Annotated in this window: 17 protein-coding genes and 1 pseudogene; 8 read left to right on the forward strand and 10 right to left on the reverse strand. The window is 66.7% G+C overall.

What is annotated here, in order from left to right; all coding sequences use genetic code 11:
• A partial coding sequence (locus RMP09_RS19940; protein WP_310567714.1) for a sigma-70 family RNA polymerase sigma factor occupies positions 1–1,789 on the reverse strand: 1,789 nt, incomplete at its 3' end.
• Positions 1,790–2,081: 292 nt separating this feature from the next.
• Positions 2,082–4,106 carry a DNA primase gene (dnaG, locus tag RMP09_RS19945; RefSeq protein WP_310567716.1) on the reverse strand — a complete coding sequence of 675 codons (2,025 nt, stop codon included), beginning with the start codon at positions 4,104–4,106 and terminating at the stop codon, positions 2,082–2,084.
• 45 nt (positions 4,107–4,151) lie between these two features.
• On the opposite strand from dnaG, the gene RMP09_RS19950 reads away from it, so the two are divergent.
• On the forward strand, positions 4,152–5,798 hold the full coding sequence (locus RMP09_RS19950; RefSeq protein ID WP_310567717.1) for an acyl-CoA synthetase: 1,647 nt from the start codon (positions 4,152–4,154) through the stop codon (positions 5,796–5,798).
• A gap of 124 nt (positions 5,799–5,922) precedes the next feature.
• Here the strand turns inward: RMP09_RS19950 and RMP09_RS19955 are convergent, their stop codons facing one another.
• A complete protein-coding gene (locus RMP09_RS19955) occupies positions 5,923–7,758 on the reverse strand; it encodes a gamma-glutamyltransferase family protein (protein ID WP_409559764.1) in 1,836 nt (611 codons plus the stop codon).
• 522 nt (positions 7,759–8,280) lie between these two features.
• Between RMP09_RS19955 and RMP09_RS19960 the strand changes: the two genes are divergently transcribed.
• Positions 8,281–9,624 carry an IS110 family transposase gene (locus RMP09_RS19960; RefSeq protein ID WP_310567718.1) on the forward strand — a complete coding sequence of 448 codons (1,344 nt, stop codon included), beginning with the start codon at positions 8,281–8,283 and terminating at the stop codon, positions 9,622–9,624.
• A 373-nt stretch (positions 9,625–9,997) separates the two neighbouring features.
• Here the strand turns inward: RMP09_RS19960 and RMP09_RS19965 are convergent, their stop codons facing one another.
• The 6 genes from RMP09_RS19965 to RMP09_RS19990 are packed head-to-tail and all read right to left on the reverse strand — an operon-like array spanning position 9,998 to position 17,773.
• Positions 9,998–11,950 (reverse strand): DUF2235 domain-containing protein, encoded by a 1,953-nt coding sequence (locus RMP09_RS19965; RefSeq protein WP_310567719.1) that lies wholly within the window; start codon positions 11,948–11,950, stop codon positions 9,998–10,000.
• Positions 11,951–11,963: 13 nt separating this feature from the next.
• Positions 11,964–12,527 (reverse strand): DUF3304 domain-containing protein, encoded by a 564-nt coding sequence (locus RMP09_RS19970; RefSeq protein ID WP_310567720.1) that lies wholly within the window; start codon positions 12,525–12,527, stop codon positions 11,964–11,966.
• 27 nt (positions 12,528–12,554) lie between these two features.
• Entirely contained in the window at positions 12,555–12,869 is a 315-nt protein-coding gene (locus RMP09_RS19975; RefSeq protein WP_310567721.1) for a hypothetical protein, read from the reverse strand.
• Positions 12,866–13,735: a DUF4123 domain-containing protein gene (locus tag RMP09_RS19980; protein ID WP_310567722.1), complete on the reverse strand. Its 870-nt coding sequence runs from the start codon at positions 13,733–13,735 to the stop codon at positions 12,866–12,868. The genes RMP09_RS19975 and RMP09_RS19980 overlap by 4 nt, the downstream gene beginning before the upstream one ends.
• 7 nt (positions 13,736–13,742) lie before the next feature.
• The gene (locus RMP09_RS19985; RefSeq protein WP_310567723.1) at positions 13,743–16,757 is read right to left on the reverse strand and encodes a type VI secretion system Vgr family protein; all 3,015 of its coding nucleotides are present in this window, start codon (positions 16,755–16,757) and stop codon (positions 13,743–13,745) included.
• A gap of 44 nt (positions 16,758–16,801) precedes the next feature.
• Positions 16,802–17,773, reverse strand: coding sequence for a hypothetical protein (locus RMP09_RS19990; protein ID WP_310567724.1), 972 nt, complete (start codon positions 17,771–17,773; stop codon positions 16,802–16,804).
• A 139-nt stretch (positions 17,774–17,912) separates the two neighbouring features.
• Between RMP09_RS19990 and RMP09_RS19995 the strand changes: the two genes are divergently transcribed.
• The 6 genes from RMP09_RS19995 (at position 17,913) to RMP09_RS20020 (ending at position 26,497) form a co-directional block, all read left to right on the forward strand.
• Positions 17,913–18,791, forward strand: coding sequence for a M15 family metallopeptidase (locus tag RMP09_RS19995; protein WP_310567725.1), 879 nt, complete (start codon positions 17,913–17,915; stop codon positions 18,789–18,791).
• 66 nt (positions 18,792–18,857) lie between these two features.
• Positions 18,858–19,124: a PAAR domain-containing protein gene (locus tag RMP09_RS20000; RefSeq protein WP_310567726.1), complete on the forward strand. Its 267-nt coding sequence runs from the start codon at positions 18,858–18,860 to the stop codon at positions 19,122–19,124.
• Between the two features lie 94 nt (positions 19,125–19,218).
• Positions 19,219–20,724: a hypothetical protein gene (locus RMP09_RS20005; protein ID WP_310567727.1), complete on the forward strand. Its 1,506-nt coding sequence runs from the start codon at positions 19,219–19,221 to the stop codon at positions 20,722–20,724.
• Between the two features lie 75 nt (positions 20,725–20,799).
• Positions 20,800–24,669 carry a type VI secretion system membrane subunit TssM gene (gene tssM, locus RMP09_RS20010; protein ID WP_310567728.1) on the forward strand — a complete coding sequence of 1,290 codons (3,870 nt, stop codon included), beginning with the start codon at positions 20,800–20,802 and terminating at the stop codon, positions 24,667–24,669.
• Between the two features lies 1 nt (position 24,670).
• A complete protein-coding gene (gene tagF, locus RMP09_RS20015; protein ID WP_310567729.1) occupies positions 24,671–25,657 on the forward strand; it encodes a type VI secretion system-associated protein TagF in 987 nt (328 codons plus the stop codon).
• 3 nt (positions 25,658–25,660) lie between these two features.
• Entirely contained in the window at positions 25,661–26,497 is an 837-nt protein-coding gene (locus RMP09_RS20020) for an OmpA family protein (RefSeq protein ID WP_310567730.1), read from the forward strand.
• A gap of 55 nt (positions 26,498–26,552) precedes the next feature.
• Here the strand turns inward: RMP09_RS20020 and RMP09_RS20025 are convergent.
• Positions 26,553–26,769: pseudogene (locus RMP09_RS20025) on the reverse strand (type VI secretion system protein TssA); the annotation flags it as partial.

Raw genomic sequence — 26,769 nt, forward strand, 5'->3', positions numbered from 1 at the left:
TCGCCTGGCGGATCCACCAGGTGGCGTAGGTCGAGAACTTGTAGCCGCGGCGGTATTCGAACTTGTCCACCGCCTTCATCAGACCGATGTTGCCTTCCTGGATCAGGTCCAGGAACTGCAGACCGCGGTTGGTGTACTTCTTCGCGATCGAGATCACCAGGCGCAGGTTGGCCTCGATCATTTCCTTCTTGGCGTCGCGCGAGGTCGACTCGCCCTGGTTCATCCGCTTGTGGATGTCTTTCAGGTGGGTCAGCGGCACCACCACGCTGCTCTGGATGTTCATCAGGCCGGTTTGCAGTTCCTGCACCGGCGGGATGTTGCGCTGCATCACCACGCTCCAGGGCTTGCCGGCGGCCGCCTGCTTCTCGACCCACTTGAGGTTGAGCATGTTGGCCGGGAACTCGGCGATGAACTTCTCCTGCGGCATGCCGCACTTGTCCACGATGATGCGGCGCAGTTCGCGTTCTTTCTTGCGCACCTCGTCCACCTGGCCACGCACGGTGCCGCACAGCTTCTCGATCGCCTTGGCGGTGAAACGGATGGTCATCAGCGTTTCGGTGATGGCCTGCTGCGTCTTGACGTAGTGGGGCGTGCCGTAGCCTTCCTTGTCGTAGATCTTGTGCAGCTTCTCGAACAGCTCGCGCATCTTGTCGAAGCGTGTCAGCGCCTCGCGCTTGAGTTCTTCGAGCTTGCGGGTCAGCGCCTTGGAGCCGCCCTTGCCGTCGTCGTCATCGGCTTCGTCGTAGTCGTCGAAGTCTTCTTCGGCCACGTAGTCGTCGGCGGCGTTGGCGTCGGCAAAACCGTCCACCACGGTGGAGATCACGACCTTGCCATCGCGGATCTCTTCGGCCATGGTCAGGATCTCGGCGATGGTGGCCGGGCTTTCGCTGATGGCCGCCATCATGTCGTTCAGGCCGCCCTCGATGCGCTTGGCGATCTCGATTTCGCCTTCGCGCGTCAGCAGCTCGACCGTGCCCATTTCGCGCATGTACATGCGCACCGGGTCGGTGGTGCGGCCGAATTCGCTGTCCACAGTGGACAGGGCGGCTTCGGCTTCTTCTTCCGCTTCCTCTTCGGTCGCGGCGGTCGGGCCGGTGTTGTTCAGCAGCAGGGTCTCGGCGTCGGGCGTCTGTTCGTAGACGGCCACGCCCATGTCGTTCAGCAGCGAGACCACCACTTCCAGCGTCTCGGCCTCGACCAGCTTGTCGGGCAGGTGGTCGTTGATTTCGCCGTGCGTCAGGTAACCGCGCGTCTTGCCCAGCTTGATCAGGGTCTTGAGGCGTTCGCGGCGGCTGCGCGCTTCTTCTTCGGACAGGACGGTCTCGTCCAGGCCGAATTCCTTCATCAGCGCACGCTCCTTGGCCTTGCTGATCTTCATGCGCAGCGGCTTGACCTTCTCGGTCGGCTGCGCTTCGCCGGTGGTGACCTCTTCGACCACCTCTTCGGCCAGATCCTCTTCGATGTCGCTCAGATCGGCATCGTCCAGATCGCTGGCTTCCTTGGCGCCGGCCTTGGGCTTGCGGCCGCGCTTGGCGGCCGGCTTGTCGGCGGCGGCCTTGGCGGGACGGCCAGGCTTCTTCTTCGCCGGTTCGGTGGCTTCGGCACCGGTTTCGATGTCTTCGGCGGCGGCCTTGGCCTTGGGCGCCTTGGCGGCGGCGGTCTTGGGAGTGGATTTCGCGGTCACAGGAGTGGAGGCTTTCTTCTTGGGCTCGGCAACGGCCGCGCTGGCGGCGGTCTTTTTGGCGGCTTGGGTGCTGGCAACAGGCGTACTGGCTTTCTTCGCGGGCATGAGAACCTCAAAAAACGTCAGGGAAGGAACCGGCTGAGACACACAAAAACGCCAGAAATTCACCGCAGGCGGCGCCGTCTGGAGGTTTTTGCTGGCACTACGCCATCACTTCGCCGGGGAAGTGCTGGCCTGCAAGCTGGTGGGCGAACATTTGGTGTGCAGTCCTTGCGGGTTTTCGTCAGGACCGGGGCGGTCGCTGAGGTGGCCGGGGATCTGTTTCCCGTGACCCCTGTGCTGGGGTTTGGCCGGTGCCGGAGGTGCTGCTGTCGCGCTTGCGGTGCAAAACCCAAGATTATACCGGGTGGCTTGCCGAGCGGGCTTTGATGCGTTCGTTCACTTCAAGCAGCCGGGCATTCACCGCTCGCAATCGCTCCAGGGCCGTTCTGTCCGTCGCCGCGGAAACGCTGAGCGCATGGCTTTCGCGTTTGAGTTCTTCGCTTCGCAACTGGTCGATGGCTCCGTCCAGCAGTTCATTCTCGGTTTCCGGGTTGGCGCCCAGCAGCACATAGTCCACCTCGGCGATGACCGCGGACTCGTGTGGGTGCCCGCGCAGCGCTTCCCGCAACACCGCCCAAGATTGAGCGCCATGTTCATGGAACTGCATTTCGAACCAGATGAACAGCGGGCCAAACGGAGCCGCTGACCGCGCCAGCAACTGGTGGTCCTCTGACGACAGCCGGTCCCACGCCGCAGCATTGGTGAACAGCAGCCCGAGCATCCGCGCCTCCGGGGCGGTGCCTGCCCGGGAGGTGCCCAACATGCGCGGCGGCGGTGGAGGACCTTTGCGCCAGCTCCCCTTGCCACCGGTCCCCCAACTGCGGCTGGGGCGGTTGTTGCTGCCACTGGACCAGTTGTTGTTGTCGGCGGGGTCGCTGGCGGTCTGGGTGTATCCACCGTCGGACGCCAGATGGGGGTGTTGCGCTTCGGTGGGCGTGTGCCCGCCGGCTGGCGGCGCGTGGCGTTCCGGTGCCCGTTCACTTCTGGGCGCGCGCGGGCCAGGCGCCGCGTGTTGCCACAACTGCTGCAGGTCCGAAGTGCCGATGCCGATGTGCTGGGCCAGTTCGCTCAGCAATTGCCGCTTGAGTGCCCCGTCGGGCAGCGCGCTCCACAGGGGCCGGGCCTGGCTGGACAGGCGGGCGCGGCCTTCGGCGCTGCTGAGGTCGCAGTCGGCGCTGGCGGCGTCGATCAGGAATTTCGACAGCGGCACCGCCTGCTTGACGAAATTGGCGAAGGCGTCGGCGCCGTGCGCGCGGATGTAGCTGTCCGGGTCGTGTTCGGTCGGCAGGAACAGGAACTTGACGCTGCGGGTGTCGGTGGCCAGGGGCAGGGCGGCGTCCAGCGCCTTGCGGGCGGCGCGGCGGCCCGCGCCGTCGCCGTCGAAGCTGAACACCACCGCGTCGGTGAAACGGAACAGCTTGTGCACATGGTCGGGCGTGCAGGCGGTGCCCAGCGTGGCCACGGCGTTGGCAAACCCCAGCTGCGCCAGGGCGACCACGTCCATGTAACCCTCGGTCACCAGGGCGTAGCCGTGCTGGCGGATGGCGGTGCGCGCTTCGAACAGGCCGTAGAGCTCGCGCCCCTTGCTGAACACCGGCGTTTCCGGGGAGTTCAGGTACTTGGGTTCGCCCTTGTCCAGCACGCGCCCGCCAAAGCCGATGAACTCGCCTTTGACGTTGCGGATCGGGAACATGATGCGGTCGCGGAAGCGGTCGTAGCGCTTGGCTTCTCCGTCCTGGCCCTTTTCGTCTTCGTGCGCGATCACCATGCCCGACTCGACCAGCAGCGCATCGGTGTAATCCGGGAACACGCTGGCCAGGCTGCGCCAGCCCTCGGGCGCGTAGCCCAGGCCGAAGGTCTTGGCGATCTCGCCGGACAGGCCGCGCCCCTTGAGGTAGTCGATGGCGCGCGTCGAGCCCTTGAGCTGCTTGATGTAGGCCTGGGCCGCTTTCTCCAGCACGTCGTTGAGCGTGGACTGCTTCTGGCGCTGTTGCGCGGCGCGCTCGCGCTCCTGCGGCGAGACGTCGTCTTCGGGCACCTGCAGGCCCACCTGCTGGGCCAGGTCCTTGACCGCCTCGACGAAGTTCATGCCGGCGTGCTCCATCAGGAAGCCGATGGCGTTGCCGTTGGCCCCGCAGCCGAAGCAGTGGTAGAACTGTTTGGTGGGGCTGACGCTGAACGACGGCGACTTTTCGCCGTGGAACGGGCACAGGCCCATGAAGTTGGCGCCGCCTTTTTTCAGCTGGACGTAACGGCCCACCACGTCGACCACATCGACGCGGTTGAGCAGTTCCTGGATGAAAGATTGCGGTATGGACACGGGGCTATTCTCCCCCAGGCCCTTTCCAGAACGACGGAGACCCGCATGACCAGCATCTTTGACCAGGACCTGCCCCGCAACGAGGCCAACTTCGCGCCCATCTCGCCGCTGGGCTTCATCGAGCGGGCCGCCGAGGTCTACCCGGACCGGCTGGCCATCGTGCACGGCGCGCTGCGCCAGACCTGGGCCCAGACCTACGCCCGCGCGCGGCAGCTGGCCAGCGCGCTGCAGCGAGCCGGCCTGGGCAAGAACGACACGGTGGCGGTGATGCTGCCCAACACCCCGCCGATGGTCGAAGCGCATTTCGGCGTGCCCATGGCCGGTGCGGTGCTCAACGCGCTCAACACCCGGCTGGACCCCGAGGCCATCGCCTTCATGCTCGACCATGGTGAAGCCAAGGCGGTGATCGTGGACCCGGAGTTCGCGGGCACCCTGGCCAAGGCGCTCAAGCTGCGCCAGGCCACCACGCCGCTGCTCGTGATCGACGTGCAGGATGCGCTGTTCACCGGCGAGGCACAGCCCATCGGCAGCACCACCTACGAAGCTTTCCTGGCCGGTGGTGACCCCGCATTCGCCTGGCAGCTGCCGGGCGACGAGTGGGACGCGATCGCGCTGAACTACACCAGCGGCACCACCGGCAACCCCAAGGGCGTGGTCTACCACCACCGCGGCGCGGCCATGAACGCGATCAGCAACGTGCTGGAGTGGGACATGCCCAAGCACGCGGTCTACCTCTGGACCCTGCCCATGTTCCACTGCAACGGCTGGTGCTTCCCCTGGACGGTGGCGGCGCGCGCGGGCGTCAACGTCTGCCTGCGCCGGGTGGAGCCGCAGGCCATCTTCGACGCCATGCGCGAGCACGGCGTGACGCACTACTGCGGCGCGCCCATCGTGCACAGTCTGCTGGTGAACGCGCCGGCCGCGATGAAGGCGGGTGTGCCGGCCGGCATCAAGGCCATGGTGGCGGGCGCTGCGCCACCGGCGTCCATGATCGAAGGCATGGAGCAGATGGGCTTTGACCTCACCCACGTCTACGGCCTGACCGAGGTGTATGGCCCGGCGACGGTCTGCGCCAAGCACGACGCCTGGGACTCGCTGGACATCGGCGAACGTGCCCGCCTGAACGCGCGCCAGGGCGTGCGCTACCACCTGCAGCGCGACGTGCGCGTGCTGAACCCCGAGACCATGCAGCCGGTGCCGCAGGACGGCGAAACCATGGGCGAGATCATGTTCAAGGGCAACATCGCCATGAAGGGCTACCTGAAGAACCCGAAGGCGACGGCCGAGGCCTTTGCCGGCGGCTGGTTCCACAGCGGTGACCTGGCGGTGCAGTACGCCGACGGCTATTTCAAGATCAAGGACCGCAGCAAGGACATCATCATCTCGGGCGGCGAGAACATCTCGTCCATCGAGGTGGAGGACGTGCTGTACCGCCACCCCGACGTGCTGGCCGCCGCCGTGGTGGCGCGGCCCGACCCCAAGTGGGGCGAGACGCCCTGTGCCTTCGTGGAACTGAAGTTCGGCGTGCACACCACGCCCGAAGACATCGTGCGGCACTGCAAGCAGCACCTTGCCGGCTTCAAGGTGCCGCGTTTCGTGGTGTTCGGCGACCTGCCCAAGACCAGCACCGGCAAGATCCAGAAGTTCGAGCTGCGCAAGCGGGCGGGTTCGGCGTCGGCGATCGACGTCTGACACTGGCCATTGCTCTCGCGCCGAACCTGCGGTGCGTCACCCCGTCTAGGGGGTGACGCGAGCGGCCCGGCAAACCCGGTGCCGCCGCGCTCTGGGGCGTTCGCCTCGCTCCGGGTTGGGCCGGTCAATCTCCTGCCACAACGCCCTCGCGCCGCGGGTCGGCACCGCCCAGCCAGGCGCCAGACGGTGAGCGCTGCAGCGCCTGCAGGCCGCTGGTCATGGCGGTTTGATTGACGGTGTGACCGCGATCGCGCAGCGCCTGCACCGTGGCGGCGTCGAAGCGCTGTTCCTCCAGCATCACTGGCCCCCCCAGGGTGCCAAAGTTCGGCAGGTCGATGGCCGCCTGGGGCGACAGTCCGCCCTGCAACGTGGCCAGCAGCGTCTTGGCCGTGAAGTGGATGATGAGCGCGCCGCCCGGGCTACCGGCGCTCATGAGCAACTGGCCCGAGGCCTTGTCGAACACCAGGGTGGGGGACATCGACGAACGCGGGCGCTTGCCCGGTTCCACCCGGTTGGCCACGGGCTGGCCCTGCGCGTCGGTCGGGGTGAAGCTGAAGTCGGTGAGCTGGTTGTTGAGCAGGAAGCCACCCCCGCGGCCCTCGCCGGTGTTGACCATCAGGCGCGCGCCGAAGCCGGCTTCGATGGTGGTCGTCATGGCCAGCGCATTGCCGAAGCGGTCGACGATGCTGATGTGGCTGGTGCCGTATTCGGGCTGCTCGGGCATGCGCGCCCAGGCGCTGGCCACGCCGCCGAGCTGGCCGGGATTGGCCTGCGGAGCCCGAGTGGGTGTGATCAGCTTCGCCCGTTCATCCAGGTAATGCGGCGCCAGCAAGCTGTTCCAGTGGCCAGCGGGCGGCGCGACAAAGTCCGGGTCGCCGAGATACTGCGCCCGGTCGGCAAAGGCCAGGCGCGAGGCTTCCATGTAGGTGTGCAGCCAGTCGGCGCCGGGCACGCCGGCCAGCGGTTGCGTACCCTGTGGCGTGCGCGCCAGCAGGCCCATGATCTGGCCCACCGCGATGGCGCCCGAACTCGGCGGCGGGAAACCGCAGATCCGCAGCGCCCGGGCGACCGCGGTGTGGTCGAAGCACAGCGCCTCGCGCTCCTTGGGCTGGTAGCGTTGCAGGTCGTCCAGCGCCAGCGTGCCGGGGCGCACCGGGTGCTGGGTGACCTTGGCCACGATGGCGCGGGCCACGGGGCCGTCGGTCAGGGCGGCGGGTCCGGTGGCGGCGATGCGGCGCAGCACGGCCACCAGCTCGGGGTTCTTGAGCACATGGCCCACCGGGTGCGGCGTGCCATCGGCCCGGTAGAAATAGGTGGCGGCGACCGGGTCGGCCTTGAGGGCCGTTTCGCTCGCCAGCAGGCTGTGCAGGCGCGGGCTGACGGCAAACCCCCGGTCGGCCAAGGCAATGGCGGGCTCGAACAGCCGCGCCCAGGGCAGCGTGCCGTGCTGCCGGTGGGCCAGGGCCAACATGGCCACGGCGCCGGGCACGCCGACCGAGCGCCCAGAAGCGACCGCGTCCATGAAGGGCAGGGGCTTGCCGTCAGTACCCAGGAAGAGTTGGGGTGTGGCCGCGGCGGGCGCGGTTTCGCGGCCGTCAAAGGCCTGCACGCGTTTTCCATCAAAGTGCAGCAGGAAGGCCCCGCCGCCGATGCCGCTGGACTGCGGCTCGACCAGGGCGAGCACCATCTGCACGGCGATGGCTGCGTCGACCGCGCTGCCACCGGCCCGCAACACCTGGGCGCCGGCTTCAGTGGCCAGCGGGTTGGCCGCAGCCACCGCGTGGCGGCTGAACGACCAGCCGGGCTTGGCCTGGATGCCGGAAGCAGATTCGGGCTGTGCCGGGGGAGGTGCCACGTCGGTGGACCGGATCGTGCCCCCCGGTCCGGCACAGGCCCCCATCATCAGACCGATCAGCAAAGGCAGCACACGAACCAACAGCGGCGGTGTGCGATCTGTCATGAAAGTACGCATGGCGTGGCCTCTGAAGGGCGAGTGGCGGGACGGTTTGCCCGGCGTCAAGCTTTGATGGGTGGCGCAGGGGTAGGGCGACTTTACAGAGGCGTCCCTGATTTTGGTCTTCCCCCTCGTATTCCCGGCCCCGTCCTGTTCGCAACGTAACGCCGTGCCCTTGACGGGGGACGGGCGCGCCTGGGCAGCCTGATGCCACCGGAACTCTCTGGGTGAGCGCATTTTCAACGACGGGTGAGCGAAGTAATCGGCCCGCCCGCGCCGCAAATCGTTCCGAAGAAACACGTGGCGTTGGCCTGCTGCATATGGCAAGGTGGAACGCAGCACCGGCGAAGACCGATGTAGCAATGGTGCACATTGCCCGCGGGTTAGCGTGGTCATGGGCTGCGTCATCGACATTGGTGAGCCTGCGTTTGGCGTTTGACGCCTCGCACAGGCATCCCGTTTGAGAGAGTGATCAAGACGACGTACCCGAGCCGGTGCCACGTTCCACTTCTCATGATGGAGGATGCCATGGCTCAACGCAAGCGGCCCACCACACAGTCGGCCATCACCCTGACCCACCCCAACGCCGCCGGTATCGACATCGGCAGCGCCGCACACTTCGTGGCCGTGCCGCCAGACCGCGACGATGAACCCGTGCGCGAGTTCGCCAGCTTCACCGCGGACCTGCACCGCCTGGCCGACTGGCTCGACGCCTGCAACGTGGACACCGTGGCCATGGAGTCCACCGGCGTGTACTGGATACCCTTGTACGAACTGCTCGAATCGCGCGGCTTCACTGTGCTGCTGGTCAACGCCCGCCACGTCAAGAACGTCTCGGGTCGCAAGAGCGATGTGCTGGACTGCCAGTGGCTGCAGCAGCTCATGAGCTTTGGTCTGCTGCACGGCGCCTTCCGACCGGCCGATCAGGTCTGCGTGCTGCGCTCGCTCAGCCGCCAGCGCACCATGCTGCTGCGCAGTCAGGGGCGCTTCGTGCAGCACATGCAAAAGGCCCTGACCCAGATGAACATCCAGCTGGCCAACGTCATCTCCGACGTGGCCGGCGAGACGGGGCAGAGGATCCTGCGCGCCATCGTCGCGGGCGAGCGCGATGGGCAGACACTGGCCAAACTCAGGAACGCGCGCATCCGCGCCAGCGAGGACGAGATCGCCAAGAGCCTGCAAGGCAGTTGGCGCACCGAACACCTCTTCGCCCTGAAGCAGGCTCTGGACGCGTTTGACTTCTGCGGCACCCAGCTGGCCGAGTGCGACGCGCAGGTTCAGGCGCAGTTGCTTGCCCTGCATGTGCGCGAGGACGAACCAGCCCAAGGCAAGAAGCGCGGTCGGGCGCGCAATGCCCCGAAGTTCGATCTGCGCACGCAACTCTTCCAGATGTGCGGCGTGGACCTCACCCGCATCGACGGCATCGATGTGACCACCGCGCTGGTCGTGGTCTCCGAGGTCGGCGCCGACATGGGCAAGTTCCCCAGCGACAAGCACTTCGCCTCCTGGCTGGGGTTGTGTCCGGGTACCAAGATCACCGGCGGCAAGGTCATGAGCGGCAAAACCAAGCGCTGCGCCAACCGTGCGGCACAGGCGCTGCGTCTGGCGGCAGCGGCCTTGCGTTCGAGTCAGTCGGCGCTGGGCGCGTACTACCGGCGCATGTGCGCACGCATGGACAAACCCAAGGCCGTGACAGCAGCGGCACACAAACTGGCCCGATTGATCTACGCCATGCTCACCCACGGGCAGGAATACACCGACCGGGGGCAGGACTACTTCGAGGAGCGATACCGCCAGCGGGTCCTGCACAACCTCGCACAGAAGGCCAAGGCCATGGGCATGCAGCTCATCCCCTCCGACAACCCCGCTTGAAAACACCAGAAAAATCAATCAGCTATCAGGTGTTTCTTGAGAGGATCCACCTCGTTGAAGTGCTCGAAGGTTGCCGGTAGCTGCGCCAGCACGGTGGTCGCGACGGGTCAGGCCCGCGACACGTGGGTGGCGCCACGGCGCAACTCGATTCGGATGTCCTGCTCTGGCGCGCAGCTGGGCGCGAGCGGGGCTGCCGGCACGGTAAGCGGCTGGGGAACACATATTGATCTGACGCCCATCCGGATGGTGAACATGTGTCCGCGTAAAAGTTTCGGTGGACACCATCGTTGCCGCTTATGCCGACGCCCTCAAGGGTGGGATTACCGGACGCCTTACGAATGCGCCGGCAACCTGCAACACGACTGTCGTTCCTTCACGCAGCCATTGACCTCCGGGAACCCGGTTCACCAGGTAGGGTGGCGTATCGCAGTTTGTTATCTCCGCCGACATAGATCACACGCGGATCTGAAGGTAATGTCGCGTCCTTGGCAAAGCCCGCCAGCGAGTCGTGTACGTACCTGTCAAAGAACGCTGCGATGTTTTCATCAAGCGGTTTCTTCTGAACGTAGTGCGCGTTGTAAGCGTCCACCAGGTTCTTGTAATGTGGTCGCAGTTTCAGCTTGGGATCAGATTTCAGACGGGACACGATGGCCTGCGCATCTTGAATCAACTGGATGTCATACGCATTCAGGTCGCCGACGAGAGCTCTGTCGTTTGCGAAGGTATCCAGCTTGGACTTGTCACGCAGGTACGCGTCCTGAGCGGCTTTTTCTTTGACCCTGGCTGCCTCTACGCGCTCTTGTACGCCTGACGCAATGGGTGTTCCAAATCTGGTTTTTCCATAGTTGGCTGAACTCAGAGCAGCTTCTGCGCGCGAAAGCTCCTGTGATGCTTGATTCAGTTTTGCCTTCGTCTCATTCATGGTCCTTTCTAGGCGCCCGCGCTCTGCCGCAAAACCTGGTTCGCGTTGTGCCACAGTAGAGACATCTGGCCCCCGACCATTGGCGTTCTGGTTGCGTCGAGCGTTGAAGAACCTCCAGCGCAGGTACCAGGCGTTGTGCGCCAAAAGTTCCTTGCCAATGTCGCGCCCGCCACTGCCAGCGGCCAGCATGTAGGTACTCCAAAGCTGGCTCATTTCGGCGAACTTGGCTGCCCCTTCGTCATCGAGAGCAAAGGATTTTTTGATCCGAGCAGCGGCTCCCATCAGTGTCGAGATTGAATCAAACGGTACCCCCGCGTCCCGCGCCGCCGCATGCATAGCTTTGAGCGGAACTAAGCTCAACATTTCACCGTAGTGCGCACTGCGCGCGCCTTCGCCAGGCTGATAGCCGCCACCCACATCGGAGTGGGCGCCGGGGAACACCATTTCCGAGACCCCATCGAGGTAGCGGGTTCCATCGAGCACGCTGTCCAGCGGAAATGAGTTGCGGATTTCGTGACCAGCCACCATGTGCACACAACGTTTCACGAAGTCAGGTGCTGGCACCTGCAAGCCATCCGCCCAGTCGGCATGACCATCTGCGGAGCCGGGCGCAGGGTCGGCACCGGGCTCACCAAAAGCCAACGTGGTGGTTCCAGAGGACGATGCGCGCACTTTGAGCGTGGTGGCGGTGTTGTACCAGCCTGCGGTGGTTGCTCCCGGCGTGTTGTTGGCGCTCATGGGCAAGCCTACAGATGCCACCGTATCAAAAATGCCCAGAAAGATAACCTCGACCGGATGCCCGCCGGCTTTCAGGCAATGCTGCCCGTCTTTCATGTGGCAGCGTGCAGCGAGATCGCGGACAAAGGCCCGTGCTGCGGTGGCTCCGCGCGAGAACCCGAAGACGCCGACCTTGATGCTGATGATTTTGTTGGTTGGGTTCTGGGCCCGGGCTTCGGCTTCCTTGACCACCTTGTCAAACTCCTTGAATGCCCAGTCCAGACGGTCCTGTCCCATGTGGCCCATGCCGAGTCCGCGGCTGGTACCACCAGGGTCACCGATTTCCCTGAAATAGGTGCCAAGACCCGGAATGTAGAAGCGATAGCGGCCGGTGGTCTTGTCGTCTTTGGAATGGGCCTCATACAGCCGGGCCACGTTGCTGTGTTGAAGTGTCCCCACATCGGCCTCCAGGTTGTTCCCGGTGCCATCAAAGAAAAAGGCCAACGTCAGACACTGCTGGCAGCTGATAGCTGCCGTCCGCAGGCTGGCCTGCAGCGCGGCGGCATTGGCGTTGCTGACAGCCACCTGCAAGCGCCCTTGCGCCGGGCGGGCGGCGCGCTCTGTAGGAGCCGCATTCAACGGCGTGCCGGCGGCGGCAAAGCCCAGCGAGTCAGCGCGCTGGGTCATCGGGGTGTGGATTTCATTGGTAGCCAATTCGGCACCTCGCAAACTTGGAGCTGTTGTCGACGTTCTGGCTTTCGTCTTGGTGGCGGCTATTGCGGTGCTTGGCGGGCAACAGCATCCTCGAGTCCGATCCCATGCCTTCGCTCACCGCCACCTCGATCTGACCATCCGGATAGAAGTGCACCTCAAAGTTTTCGGGTTTGGCCGGCAACGGCGGCGCCAGCATCACCGTCTGCTCGCACCACTTGTCGTCGATGGGATTCCATTTGATAGTGACGGGTTGGGCTTGTGGCATGGGGCTGTAGACAGTGACGCAACAGATACGTCCTCCGCCGCCATTCACGCCTTCACTGACCTCGAGATTTCCGCCTCCCTGCCCATTGACCTCAAAGCTGCCGATTTCATGGTCGGTGTAGTTGTAGCCCAGCAGTGTGAGGCTGTAGCTGCGAAATGGGTCGTTAACTCGGGTGTTCTTTTGCGCCCCACTAGGTGCCGCTCTTTCGGTCTGTGAATTGCATGCACTTGTCAGCGCCAGAAATAGCCATACAAGGAGAACGCGCAGCAGCTGATTGAATTTCATTTTTATGGGTTTTCGCGTCTTAAAAGTTCAAAGCAGATCTGCAAAGAGCCGGAAGGTGGGAACGGACAAAGCAGAAAAGGTCAGCGTGACAACGTAGATCGCGACCGGCCACTGTCGTATCCACAGGTAAGCCACCCAGAACAGCAGTACGCAGAACAGAAATATGGGCGGAACAGACATCACCACGGCATAACCGCGCGCACCCTCAAAGTTAGAGGCGTGTTGGGCGTTGATAATTGTTTTCGCCACATGTGCGGCAATCGGACCCGCCGCCAGTAGACTGGAGATGAAATACGCTGCGACGCCCCATCGTCCGGTAGTTTCGGCTGGCTCATTGTTCAATTGCTATCTCCCTCAGAGGCGGCGGCCAACATATCGCTGAACTTTTTCTTCCCGGATCGAACGTCCAGCAACCATTGGTTCCATGGCGCCTTCTCTGCAAAGTCTTGGCCGAGCTCTAGGCACAGGGAGCAAAAAGCCACCTGTTCGCTAAATACTTCTATCCGCCACGCCTTGGCTTGCGCCAGCGCGTCGCTTACTTTTTCGTATTGATGAGGTGGCAGCATGAACTCAAGCTTTGGCGTCCCCTGATTCAGCAGAGTGTCCACCACCGCATCCGCATCGCCCGCGTCAATCAAAGCCGCTTCCTGCTGCTTGTCGATTTGCAACGGTCGCACAAAGCTGTCTTCCTGGGCTTCTTGACGCTCGATCTGTAGGTGCCCCCAGCGATCTGGAAAGGCCCAGGTCGTACCAGCGGACAAGAAGAGCCGTCTTTGGATTGGAGGCAGCAACGTCAGCAATCGGGTCAAAACACGGGTATCAAAGAACCGGAGCAGGACCTCCATGTTCTGGGGCAGTAACGCTTCTGTCCTGGCCTGCAGCGAGCGGCACATATTCGCGAAGGGCTGAACGCTTTCGATATAGGCAAGGGCGTTGGCGTACCGCCATTTTTCAAGGGCGCGCTCAGTTGCCATGGCTGCAGCCGCTCCGAACCCTTGGCCGGGGAGGGCCAGCAACACGGGGCTGGCGCAGTCTCGCCACCGACAGGTTTCTCCCGTGAGGATGTCGATCGCGCCGGTGGTGATCCGTAGCTCCTTGGACATGTCTTGTCCTTCGGCCACTGCCAAGTCCACCACGAGGTAATGGTGTCGTCCAGTGGTAGGTCCTTTCGCCAAGGCCTCCGCAACGAAGCTGGAAAAAGTCTGCATGGCTGTACTACCGAACAGCGAAAGACGATCCGGCTGCACGAGCCTTCAGCAAACAAGCCACGCAGACTTGTTTGGGCAAGACAGGCATCGAATAGCCCACCCCCGCCGGCCCGCTGAATGCCTTGCTACTGGCCTGCACCGTGATCGTCCCCGGGCACATCACGGTGATGTTCCCGCCCTCGATGACGATGGAGGCACCCCCAGCGGTGGCCAGGGTGATCTTCTTGGCGGCGGCCCAGTCGATGTTGGCCGTTTCCGATTGGATGCTCAGCTGCTGCTTGGCCGCGATCTGCAGGGTGTCGCTCTGGGCCTGGATCTGGGTGTCGCCCTGTGCTGCGATCAATGTGATGCCTTTGCCGACGGCTTCGCTGCCCGGTTGCACCGCCCCCGCCAGCATTCCGATGCTCTGGCCGGTGTGCAGGCGGTAGGCGCCACCCGTGGCCCAGTGGCTGTCCTGCCCGCTGGCGGTGGTGATGTTCTCGGCCGCGCTGATCTGCACGTCCTGCCCGGCGGCCTGTGCCCAGCCGGCGCGCGCTTGCAGCGCCACCACCGCATCGGCCGGGCTGGGGATGTTGCCTGGGGCCGTGGTGGTGGTCTTGTTCGCGGCGTCGCCTTGGGCGCCTTCAAAGTGGGCGCCTTGCACCATGCCTTTGAGACTGGTGTGCCAGGCCGCCAGGGCGGCCTCGGGTTTGACGCCTGCCGGCCCCAGGCTGCTCTGGCCAGCCTGGCCGCTGCCCACCTGCGCGGCCAGCTTCGTTGTCTGGTGCGTGCTGGCGGCCTGGTTCAGGCTCTGGCCCAGGGTCTTGAGTTGCGCGGCCAGGGCGATGCCGGCGGCGTTGTCCAGCGCCGGCTCGCCCGTGGCCTCACCCGCGCCGCTGCCGCCCGTGCCGGTGGGGCCGTAGGTGGTGAGCAGCACGCCGCTGGCGGCGCGGATGGCGCCGTAGGCGTCGGTCCTGAGTTCGAAGCCGGCGCCGCGCAGGCTGCCGCGGTGGTTGTCGGCCTGGTGGATGAGGTGGCCCAGGTTGAGCTGTGTGCCGTGCTGGGTGGTGGCCAGCTGCACGCGCAGCTGGCCCGCGCTGTCGTCGAGCACCAGCTGGTTGTGGCCCTGGCCGCCGAACTCCTGGGTCTTGATGCCGCCCAGCGCGCTGGCGTTGGCCTGGCCGTTCGAGCCGGCAGCCGCCGCTGCCGATCCGCTGCCGTGCCAGGCCGGGCTGTGGCCGTTGCCGATGCGGTTGCCCTGGGCGCCGGGGCGGTGGTCGCTGCTCTGGGCCAGGGCGCTGGTGTCGGACTGGGCTCCTTGCCCGCCGGGCGTCGGGGCAATGCCCGCTTCTCCCTGGCCGTTGTACAGCGCGGCGATGACGATGGGCCGCTCGATCTGGCCATCGACGAAGTCCACCAGCACCTCTTGCCCCACGCGGGGGATGAACTGCCAGCCCATGCCGGCACCGGCAAAGCGCTGCATCACGCGCACCCAGGTGCTGGCGTTGCTGGTCTGGGCGGCCATGGACGCAGGCAGTGTCTGCGCTTCGCCGGCCTGGAAATCAAACCGGATGCGGATGCGGCCCAGGCGGTCGGTGTGGATCTCGCCAGCGCCCGAAGCTGAGGTGGCGCCGTCGGGGCCGACCACGGTGGCCGTGAGCGGGCCGCCCGGGCGGGGGCTGGGGTAGAGCGGGGCGCCGGTGTCGGCATACAGTGCCACGCGCCAGGGCACGTAGGCGCGGATGGCTTCGAAGCTGTTGCCGTAGCCGCTCTTGCGGGCCTGTTCGGCCACTTCGGGGCTCACCCAGTCGGCCAGGGGGGCGTGGCCGGCGGAGTCGTCGGTGCTGGCGTTGTTCAAGGCCTGAGCGATGCGGGCCGAGAGGTCCTTGGGCAGGTTGTTGATGCCCGCATGCACCACCGCCGTCAGCAAAAAACGCGTCTGGTCCGAGCCGGAGCCACCGCCGGAGAGGGCGGCCAGCACGTCCAGCGTGCTTTGCGTGAGCTGGAACTGGGTGCCGGCGCCAAAGGTGCGCACGGTGGAGCGGCCGATCCAGGTCTTGTGGCGCGCTTCCAGCGCCTGCTGCGCGAGGGTCATGGCGCGCTGGGCGTCGGCTTCGTCGGCAAAGCGGTAGTCGGCCTCGGGCTCGAACTGCACCAGGCGCGGCGCGTGGGGGCCGGCAAAGGCCGTGGCCGTGGGCACGCTGGCGGCCACGCCCTGCTTGCGCTTGTAGTCCCATACCAGGGTGCTGGAGACGGCGGCTTGCAACTGGCGCAGACCACCGAGCACCTGGATCGCGTCCTGCTGTTCTTGCGACGAGGCGCGGTGGAAGCGGATGCCGCCGGCAGCACAAGACGTGGCGTCTTCGGGGGTGCTGGCGGCCTGGGTGGTGTCGGCCAGGATGACCAGCTTGTGGCCCAAAGGCGTGGCGTTCTGGGCGGCCTCATCACTCTCGAAGCGGTAGACCAGGCCTTCGCGCGCCAGGATGCGCGAGACGAAGGCCAGGTCGCTCTCGCGGTACTGCACTGTGGTGCTGCGCAGGCCGCCCTGGTGGCTTTGCTGCAGATGCTGGCTGGCGCAGGGGCTCCAGGCCCAGGCGGCGTGGGCGCTGTAGGCGCCCAGCACGCTGTCGATGATCTCGACCACCGACTTCTCCTGCCAGACCGCGCTGCGCGCACCGTGCGCCAGCAGGGCCAGCCAGGGCTGGACGGTGAGCCGGTAGCGGGCAAAGCCGCCGTCGGATTCCACCGCGCTGGCGGCGGTGACGATGCCGCTGCGCGGGTGCTCGCTGCGGCCGTCGGCCAGGGTGGTCAGCAGCGTGACGCGCTGGCCCAGCAGGGCGCGCAGGTCCAGCGTGGCCGATGTGGACAGCGCCGAAATCTGCAGTTCCCAGGGCTGGCTCAGCGCTTCGCGCTGGCTCCAGCTCTCGACCAGCAGGCCGCTGGCCTCGCCGTCTGCCTGCAGGCGGTAGAGGCGGGTGTGGCTGCTGAACAGGGCGCTGAACGCGTCCTGCAGGGTGGAGGTGATGGGGTCGGTCGCTGGCATGGGCGTCGCTGTTGGGGCGGTTCGGGTGCAGGGGGCGGAGGGGCTCAGGTCGGCGACGCGGTTTTGGCCGCGTTGGGCGCCTGTTCCCTGGGACAGGCCTGCGCCTTGCCCCACGAGCCTTCGCAGATGCGGCGCTGGCACAGCAGCGCTTCGATGGCGTCCTTGGTGCGGCAGGACTTGACCAGCTCGGCAATCGTCTGGGGCGAACGGGTTGGCGCCGCTGCGTCCGCGGCGCCCTTGCCGCTGCCCAGGTGTTTCATGATGGCGCTGAGCAGTTCCACGTCAGGGTCGCGCGTGCCGGCTTTCGCGCTGGCGGTGGGCCTGGTCTGTTGCTTCTGTGTCGCGCCGGCCTGGACATGGGTCTTGGGGGCGGGTGTCTTGCGCGCGGCGGCGGTGGTGGTTTTGCTTTGTGAGGGCGCTGCGGCCTGGGTCACCACCTTGGCATGGGGGGCGGCGGGTTTCTGCCTGGCGACGGTGGTGTTCGAGGGCTTGTCGGTCGACGGTGCCGGCTGGGGCGGCATCGGTGTGGCTGCGGGCGTGGCCACGGCCGCCTGCAGGCCGGTCAACGGGTTTGTTTGAGGGTTGCTCGCCGGCTGGGCTGGGGTCGTCTCCGGTGCGCCCGCCAACGCATTGAACGGATCGGGCGACGCGCCGTTTGCCGGGAGGGTTGCCGTTGCCTGGGCCGTGCTGGTGGACGCAGGGTCCGCCGCGACGGGGACGGGTGCGGTCACGACGGCCGCTGGGGCCGGGCTGGCCGGTTGCACGGCGGCTGTGGGCGCCAGACGCTCGGCGGGGGGGCGAGACAGCTGGGTTGAAATGCCCCAGACGGTGGCGGCCAGCAGCGGCAGCAGCCACCACCACAGGCGCCGTGGCCTCGGGCCGGCCCCGGCACGTTCGCTGCGGCCGGCCATGGCGTCCAGGATGTTGTGGTCGGCGCTGGGCGCACCCGTGCTCAACAGACTGGGGCGTGACAGTGCCTCAGGCGCTTGGCTGATCTTGATTTCGGATGTGCCCATGGGCAATCCCCCCTTGCTTGTTGTTTGCCCGGCATTTTGCCCGGACCGACGGCTGACCCGATGATTTTGGCATACTCAAGAAGACCTATCGAGTGGACGAAAAGCGGCGTCTGGATAGTTCAAAATACTGCTTGTGGAAATGATCTGGGTTCTAGGGGGGTACTTTGTGCTGGTCTCGACAGGCCTGGCATTGGTGTTCCTGCCCGGGGCCCGTTCGGCCGCCCTGGGTGGTTGGCGACGCGGATCGGACCGTTTGTCGCACTGGGTTCGCCAGGCGCAGCGGGCCGGCCAGCAGGGTGCGGCCCAGGCCGGCGGCAGCGGTCAGCGGTTGGGGGTGACCGTGGTGGCCTGGCTGGCACGCCACGTGTGGGTGGTGCTGGCGGCCCTGGCCGTGCTGGTGGTTTTGCCTTTGCTTGCCGTGGGCTGGCGGCACTGGTACCAGATCGAGACCTTTGACCACACCGATGTGCGCATCCAGGACGAGCGCATTGCCGCCTTGCTGGCCGGCGAACGCCTGACGCCACCGGCCCCCCTGCCGCCCGAGGTCTTCACCACCCGCGAGGTGGAACTGGCGCGCCCCATGGTGCGTTTTGCCAGCCGCGACTGGGCTTTGCTGGACGCGGAATTCGCCCAGCGCCTGCTCATGGTGTTTCGCATCATGCGCGAGCAACACGGTTACGAGATGGTGCTGATCGAGGGTTACCGCAGCCCGCAGCGCCAGGAGCAGCTGGCCGCCATGGGCGGACATGTGACCCAGGCGGGGGCGTTTCGCAGCTACCACCAGTTTGGTCTTGCGGCCGACAGCGCCTTCTTGCGCATGGGCCAGGTGGTGATTTCAGAGCGCGATCCGTGGGCCATGCGCGGCTACGAGTTGTACGGCGAAGTGTCGGCATCGCTGGGCCTGACCTGGGGCGGTGGCTGGAAAAAATTGAAGGACCTGGGGCACGTCGAACTGCGACGCCCCGGTGTGTTGCGGCGCGCCACCGAAGAGGCGCCGGCCGTCGGTTACGCCTTTTGATGGGCAGGGGCGCTGCGCCAGGGGTGCAGCGTCGGCAGAGGTATTGGGATTCAAGGGAGTCAGAACATGGGAAAACCATTCATCCTCATCGGGGACAGGACCAGCCACGGGGGCGTGGTGGTGCAAGGCTCGCCGGTGAGCACCGTCGATGGCAAGTCCATCGCCCGCGTGGGCGACAAAGTGACCTGTCCCAAGCGCGGGCACGGCGGCACGACCGTGATCGTTTCGGGCGATCCGACCTGCATCATCGACGGGCAACCCGCCGCGCGGCATGGCGACAAGACCGCCTGCGGCGCCACGCTCCTGTCCTCGCAAGCCAACGCGGTCGACTGACCGCTTCGTCGGGCTGGGGTGGACCACCGGCCTCCGTATTGACACATGACCGCCAGGCCGCGCGCCGGCGCGTCGGGACAGGAAGTCTTTTCAATTGAGCACGTTTTTTCGGGCCCTGGCCTTTCTGGTGGCGGTGTGCTGCCTGACCTGGGTGGGCGTTTTGTGGTGGTGGCAGCGCACGGGGCACAGTGCCGAGGTGTCGGACCTGGTGCTGTACCTAGGGCTGTTGCCGCTGGCCGTGGCGCTGGCCTTGCTGGGCCTGCGGTGGGCCTGGCAGCGCGGCGCCGCGGGCCGATCAGCCTCCGCCGTTGCCGCAGCGGGGGGGGCGAACGAGGCACCCGCAGGCGGTGCGGACGCGGCCGGTGGCGCCGAGGCGCAGGCGCGCCACGCCGTGGTGCAGCTGGTGCTGGCCCAGGCCCACAGTGTGGCGGGTGAGCAGGCAGGCGATCTGCTGGAAGCCGCCGCGGCTGGCAAGCCGCTGCCCCGCCCCGACCAGGAGCTGACCAACGACGATGGTCTGCCGGTGCTGTGCGCGCGCATGGCCGACCCGGCGCTGGACCTGGAGACGGTGCGCGCCGAGCTCGAAGCCCTGCTGCCTGCCGTGCGGCAGCAGGTGACCGGTGGGCCCCAGCACGAGCCGGGCGAGCAGGTGCTGCGCGCGCTGGCCGCGCTCAAGGGTCCGCTGGCGGCGCAGCGCGACTGGCTGCTGGACTTGCACCAGGCACAACGCAACGCATTGGCCGATGGCGGCGCGGCCATCGACCGCCTGCCCCCGGCGCAGCGGCCTGCGCTGCCCGGCCTGCGGGTGCTGCTGGGCTGGCCCGAGCACTGGTCGGCGTTCGATCAGGCGCTGGCGCGCGCCTGGGCCGAACGCTGCCTGCAGGGCGAACAGGGCGGCCTGGCGGACGGCTACGCGATGGCCGTGACCAGCCTGGCCGGCAGCGGCGAAGCGCTGTGGCTGCGGGCCGACCAGATGAGCCACGGCGCTGGCCGCAGTCCCTGGCTGCTGGTGGCGGCCTGCGACAGCGACCTGACGGGCGAGCGCGTGGATGCGCTGGCCGCCGCCCAGCGCCTGTACGACGCCACCACGTGCCCTGGCGGGTGCATCCCCGGCGAGGCGGCGGCGGCGCTGTTGCTGGCGCCGGCCGACTGGGTGCCGCCGGCCGACATGGAGGTGCGCACGGTGCGGCTGCACCGGCCTGCGCTGCTGCGGCGGGACAAACCCATCGAATCGCCCGGACGGGTGCGCCACCGCGAGCTGGCCCAAGCGCTGGAGCAGGCGCTGGTGGCGGCCCAGGTCGCCCCGGCGGACCTGGCCATGCTGGTGTGCGACGCCGACCTGCATTCGCCCCGCAGCACCGAGCTGTACGGCATGGCCGTGGAGGCCCTGTCCCACCTGGACCCGGTCGAAGACATGCGCTTGCTGGGCAAGGTCACCGGCCACACCGGCGCGGCCAGCGCCTTGCTGGTGCTGGCTGCTGCGGCCGAGGCGGTGCATGCAATGAAGAACCCCACGCTGGCGCTGGGCATGTCCGATGCGCACCTGCGCATGGCGCTGGTGCTGCAACCACCGCACGAAGGCGATGACGCAGCGGCCTGACACGGCGGGCTCCGCCGCCACCCATGACGACCCAGCGCGCGCCGCGCGGGGTCCTGGCATTTTCGAAAGCAAGCAATGAATCGTTTCTGGTCCATCGTGTTTGACATGCGCACCCTGAGCGTGATCGGGATCGTGGCGCTGGTCGCCTTCCTGTTCCTGGGCGCCAGCGCCATCGAGGTCGGGCTGATCTACGCCGGCATCGCGCTGGCGGTGCTCCTGCTGATCTGGGGGCTGGTCTGGGCCTTCAAACGCTGGCGCGCCTGGCGCGCCAGCAAGGCGCTGGAAAAGGCCATCGACGACGACGTAGAAGACGCGCGCAAGTTCACGCCGGGCAAGGGGCAGGCGGAGTTCGACGCCATCCGCTCGCGCATGGGCGAAGCGGTCAAGACCATCAAGACCTCCAAGCTGGGGCAGACCACGGGCCGCTCGGCGCTGTACGAACTGCCCTGGTACATGGTGATCGGCAACCCGGCGGCGGGCAAGAGCACGGCGGTGGTCAAGTCGGGGCTGAAATTCCCGTTCGCGGACAACGCGGGCAACATCATCCAGGGCATTGGCGGCACCCGCAATTGCGACTGGTTTTTCACCACCGAGGGCATCCTGCTGGACACGGCGGGCCGCTATTCGGTGCACGAGGAAGACCGCAGCGAGTGGATGGCCTTCCTGTCGTTGCTCAAGAAGCACCGCAGCAAGGCGCCCATCAATGGCGTGATCATCGCGGTCAGCGTGGCCGAACTCTCGGGCTCGCGGCCGGACGCGGCGATCCAGCTGGCCAAGAACCTGCGCCAGCGGGTGCAGGAACTGACCGAGACGCTGGAGATCTTCGCGCCGGTCTACGTGCTGTTCACCAAGGCCGACCTGATCCCGGGTTTCCAGGCGTTCTTTGACGCCTGCGACGAGCGCGAGCGCGGCAAGGTCTGGGGTGCCACGCTGCCCTACGACCCGGAGCAGAAGGCCGACGTGGTGGAGCAGTTCGACCAGCGCTTTGACGAACTGCGCGAGGGGCTGACCGAACAGATGCTCTCGACCATGTCGCTCAACCGCGGCCAAGGCATGGCGCCGGGCATCCTGTCGTTCCCGCTCGAATTCGCCACCATCAAGCCGGCGCTGCGTTCGTTCCTGGCCACGCTGTTCGAAGAAAACCCCTACCAGTTCCAGCCGGTGTTCCGGGGCTTTTACTTCACCAGTGCGGTGCAGGAGGGCGAGGCCTTCAGCCGCGTCAACCAGTCCATGACCGAGCAGTTCGAGCTGACGCCGCCGGGCGCCGCGGCCGCCGAAGTGGCGCACATCGGCGAGCCCTTCTTCCTCAAGGAACTGTTCTCCAAGGTCATCTTTGCCGACAAGAACCTGGTGCGCCAGTACACCAGCAAAACCAAGCTGCGCCTGCGCGCGCTGACCTTTGGCCTGGCCGTGCTGACCCTGGCCGTGGCCCTGGCGGGCTGGGGCGCGGCCTACATCGGCAACCGCCAGCTGGTGGAGGGGGCGTCCGCCGACCTGGACAAGGCGCAGAAACTGCAGGCCGACCGGGTGGACCTGGCCTCGCGCCTGGAGGCCATGGACGTGCTGCAGGACCGCATCCGCCAGCTGGAGAAGTGGCGCGAAGACCGGCCCTGGTCGGTCAGCCTGGGCCTGTACCAGGGCGATGCGATCGAGAAAAAGCTGCGCGAGGAGTACTTCCAGGGCGTCCAGCAGCTGATGCTGGGCCCGGTGACGACGAACCTGGAGAAGTACCTGGCCGAGGTGAACCAGAACGCCGGCAAGCTGCAACCCATGACCAAGCCGCCGGCGTCGGCCGCGGTGTCGGTGACCGCCAGCGGCGGTGCGGGGCAGACCGCCACGACCGCAGCCGCTGCCAGCGACGGTTTCGTGCAGGCCTCATCCACCAACGTGGAGGACGCCTACAACGCGCTCAAGACCTACCTGATGCTGGGCGACAAGCAGTACATGGAATCGGGTCACCTGGCCGACCAGATCTCGCGCTTCTGGCGCAGCTGGCTGGAGCAGAACCGCGGCTCCATGCCCACTGAACGGCTGATCCAGAGCGCCGAGCAGATGATCTCGTTCTCGCTGGAGAACCTGCAGTCGCCGGATTTTCCGGTGATCCAGAACAACTTCGGCCTGCTGGACCAGACGCGTGAAAACCTGCGCCGCGTGGTGCGCGGCATGCCGGCGCGTGAGCGGGTGTACAGCGGCATCAAGGCGCGCGCGGCCACGCGCTTCCCGCCGGTGACGGTGGCACGCCTGGTGGGCGAGCGCGAGCTCAACTCGGTGCTGGGCAGCTACGCCATTCCCGGCACCTTCACCAAGGAAGCCTGGAACGACTACATCGAAGAGGCGTTCAAGAAGGCGGCCAACGAAGAGCTGCAGAGCGTGGACTGGGTGCTCAAGACCTCCTCGCGCGACGACCTCTCGCTCGAAGGCAGCCCGGACCAGATCCGCAAGACCCTGACCGAGATGTACAAGCAGGAATACGTGGCCGAGTGGCAGCGCTTCCTGCAGGGCATCAACGTGGTGGAGTTCCAGAGCTTCGACGACGCCGTGCGGCACATGGACCAGCTCGGCGACGCGAACCGTTCGCCCGTCAAGCAGCTGATGGAGGCGCTGTACGACCAGACCTCGTGGGACAACCCCTCGATCCTGAACGAGCGGCTGGGCCGCAGTCAGGCTGGGTTCATGGTCTGGTTCAAGCAGACCATCCTGCGCCAGGCGCCTTCGCGCGTGGACGTGAACGTCAACCTCACGGCGGGTGAGGCGGCCATTCCCATGGGACCGATCGGCAAGGAATTTGCCGCCCTGCAGCGCGTGATGATGTCCCGCGACAACAGCCCGACCCTGATGAAAGGCTACCTGGAAGCGCTGGGCAAGGTGCGTTCCAAGTTCAACCAGATCAAGAACCAGGGCGACCCGGGGCCCGCCGTCAAGGCGCTGATGGCCGACACCCTGAACGAAGGCAATTCGGAGCTGGCCACGGTGCTCAAGTACGTGGACGAGCAGATGCTGGTGGGCATGCCCGACAAGGCGCGCGCCTCGTTGCGGCCGCTGCTGGTGCGCCCGCTGGTGCAGGCCTTTGGCGTCATGACGCGCCCGGTGGAAACCGAGCTCAACCGCATCTGGGTGGCGCAGGTGCACGAGCCGTTTGCGCGCAACCTGGCGAACAAGTACCCGTTCGACAAGGCGTCCAAGATCGAGTCCGCGCCGACCGAGATCGCCAAGATCTTCGGTGCCGAGGGGGCCATCGCCAAGTTCGCCAACGAAGGCCTGGGCGCCCTGGTGGTGCGCCGTGGCGACACCATCGTGGCGCGGACCTGGGCCGATGTGGGCATCCGCCTGGGCGACGACTTCGTGCGCGGCTTCCCGGTCTGGGTGGCACCGCTGGAAGGCGCTTCGGGCGGCGCGCAGGCAACGCCAGCCGGTGCTGCTGCTGGCGGGGCCGGTGGGTCGCAGACCGTCTTCCAGGTGCTGCCGGCCGGTGCGCCCGGCCTGCTGGAGTACACGCTGGAGATCGACGGTCAGACCATGCGTTACCGCAACATGGCCGCGGCCTGGGCCAACTTCCTCTGGCCCAACCCGGCGGGCACGCCGGGCGCGCGGGTCAGCGCCACCACCAACGACGGTCGCACCATCGAAATCTTCAACGAGCCGGGCCGCTTCGGGCTGGAGCGCCTGTTCGCCGCAGCCAAGAAGAGCAAGGCCGCCGACGGCACCAACGAACTGACCTGGAGCAAGGACGGCTTCTCGGTCACGGTGCAGCTGCGCATCATTTCCCAGCCGGGCGCGACCGCACAGTCGTCGGGTGAAGGACAGGCGCGCGGTTCGAGCGGTCTGCTGGGCCTGAGCCTGCCGGCCCAGATCGCGGGCGGCCCGGCCGTGCCCGCGGTGACCGCCGCGGTCGCCGGTGGGGCCAGCCCCACCCCGGTGGCCACCACCACCGCAGCGGGGCAGTGACATGAGCCAGACCTTGCCCATGCTGTTTTTCGGCAAATTGCCCAGCCGAGGCGACTTCGTGCGCAGCGGCGCGCACCCGGCGCTCATCCAGTCGCTGGACCGGTGGCTGAGCTCGGGCATCGAACTGATGGCCGAAGACGCGCACTGGAAGACGATCTACGACCAAGCCGACGCCGCCCATTTCGCCATGGTCAGCCCGCACCGCCACACCGCCGTGGCCGGTCACATCGTGCCCAGCGCCGACCTCTCGGGCCGGCGTTTCCCGTTCCTCACGGCCTGCGCGATCGAGTCGGGCAACGGCAGCGACCTGCTGGCCCTGGGACCGTTGATGCTGCAACCGGCCTGGGAGCAGCTGTCCGCCGCAGCCCTGCAGGCCCGCCAGGCGGGTGAAGCCGACGTGCCCGCCGTGCTGGGTGATCTGGGGCAGGCGCAGGTGCCTGGCCCGTTGTCGGCGCAAGACGCGCGCCAGCAGTACCAGCGCTTTCTGGAGACGACCACGCTGGCGGCCCTGGTGCAGGATCTCAGCAACGGCGCAGCCCCCATGGACGTGCGGCAGATTCTGCTGGCCCTGGGACTGCTGCTGCAGCCGGTCATGAACAGCGTGGGGCAGCCGATCGAAAAGGGCCTGCGCCTGCCCCTGCCGCGCGAAGACTTCGCCCGCTTTGCGGTCGCCACGTTCTGGATGGACGTGATTTCGCGTTTTCTCGCGCGCAGCCCCTACGACCTCACGCTGTTCCTGCCGCGCGGGTTGAACCACCGGCCCAGCCTGATGATCGGTTTTTCGGCCGGCGCCGCGAACGTGCTGCAGGGCCTGTTCGATCCGCGCGTCACGGACAGCGTGTTCCTCTCGCTGAACGAGTCGCCCTGGGTCGAGCCCTATGTGGCCAACGACTACGCGCTCAAAAAACTCTCCAGCTACCTGCTGATGCCCCAGATGTCGCTGGCGCAGGTGCTGATCTCATTTCAAGAAGCCTTTCTCGGGAGCTGACGCATGAAGTCCATTCCAAACCGTCTGCTGCGTGCGGGCTGTGCTGCGGCCCTGGGTGTGGCCCTGTCCGCCATGGCCCAGGCGCAGGTGCCGGCCGCACCGTCGGCCCCGGCGCTGGCGCCTGATGCTGCCGCCGCACCGGCCACCCGTGGGCCGGTGGTGGTGTCGGGCGTCGTGCCCGACGAAGCCACGCGCCAGGCCATCCTGAGCAAGGTGCGCGAGGTCTACGGGCGTGAACGGGTGGTGGACCAGCTGGGCGTGGCGGCCACCAGTGCGCCGCCCAACTGGGCCGAGAACGTGAAGAAGCTGGTCACGGCCGATCTCAAGAACGTGCAGCGTGGGCACCTCAAGATCAGCGGCAACTCGGTGGAGCTGGTGGGCGAGGCCGACAGCACCGCCACGCGCGAAAAGATCGCGGCCCACCTGAGCGCCAGCCTCAACCCGACCTACACCGTCAACAACCGGCTCTCGGTGGGCGAGGCGCCGCAGGCGCGCATCGACAGCGTGCTTGAGGGCAAGATCGTGGAGTTCGAATCCAGCAGCGCGGTGCTCACCCCGGTGGGGCGCCAGGTGCTGGACGAGCTGGTGCCGGTGCTCAAGGGACTGGGGGGCAAGAAGGTGCAGGTCATCGGTCATACCGACGCCTCCGGGCTGCGGCAGTCCAACGTGGCCCTCAGCCGAGACCGTGCCGCGTCGGTGAAGAACTACCTGGCGGGCAACGGCTTGCCGCCGGCCAGCATCTTCACCGTGGGCATGGGGCCGGACCAGCCCCTGGGGAGCAATGACACGGCCGAAGGCCGGGCGAAGAACCGACGCATTGAGTTCAAGGTGATGCCCTGAGCCTGGTGGTGTGTGCAACGGGGCAGCGGCGCACAGGCCGCCCGCCCGGGGCGCATCAGTGGTCGGACGGCGGCTCCACGCCCAGCAGCTCTTCGATCTGCGCCAGCGAAGCCTGGTCCTTGAGCACGCTGCGCAGCCACTGGTGCAGCGGCACCTCGCCCCACTTGGCGGCCTTGTCGGCCAGGTAGGCCACCGGGCTGTGCGGCTCGGTGCGGCGGAAGAACTCGGCCACCTGGCGCAGCTGCGCCAGCGCCTGCGCCCGCGTGGCGGGC

The sequence above is a fragment of the Hydrogenophaga sp. genome (assembly GCF_031426985.1).
Classification (GTDB): Bacteria; Pseudomonadota; Gammaproteobacteria; order Burkholderiales; family Burkholderiaceae_C; genus Hydrogenophaga.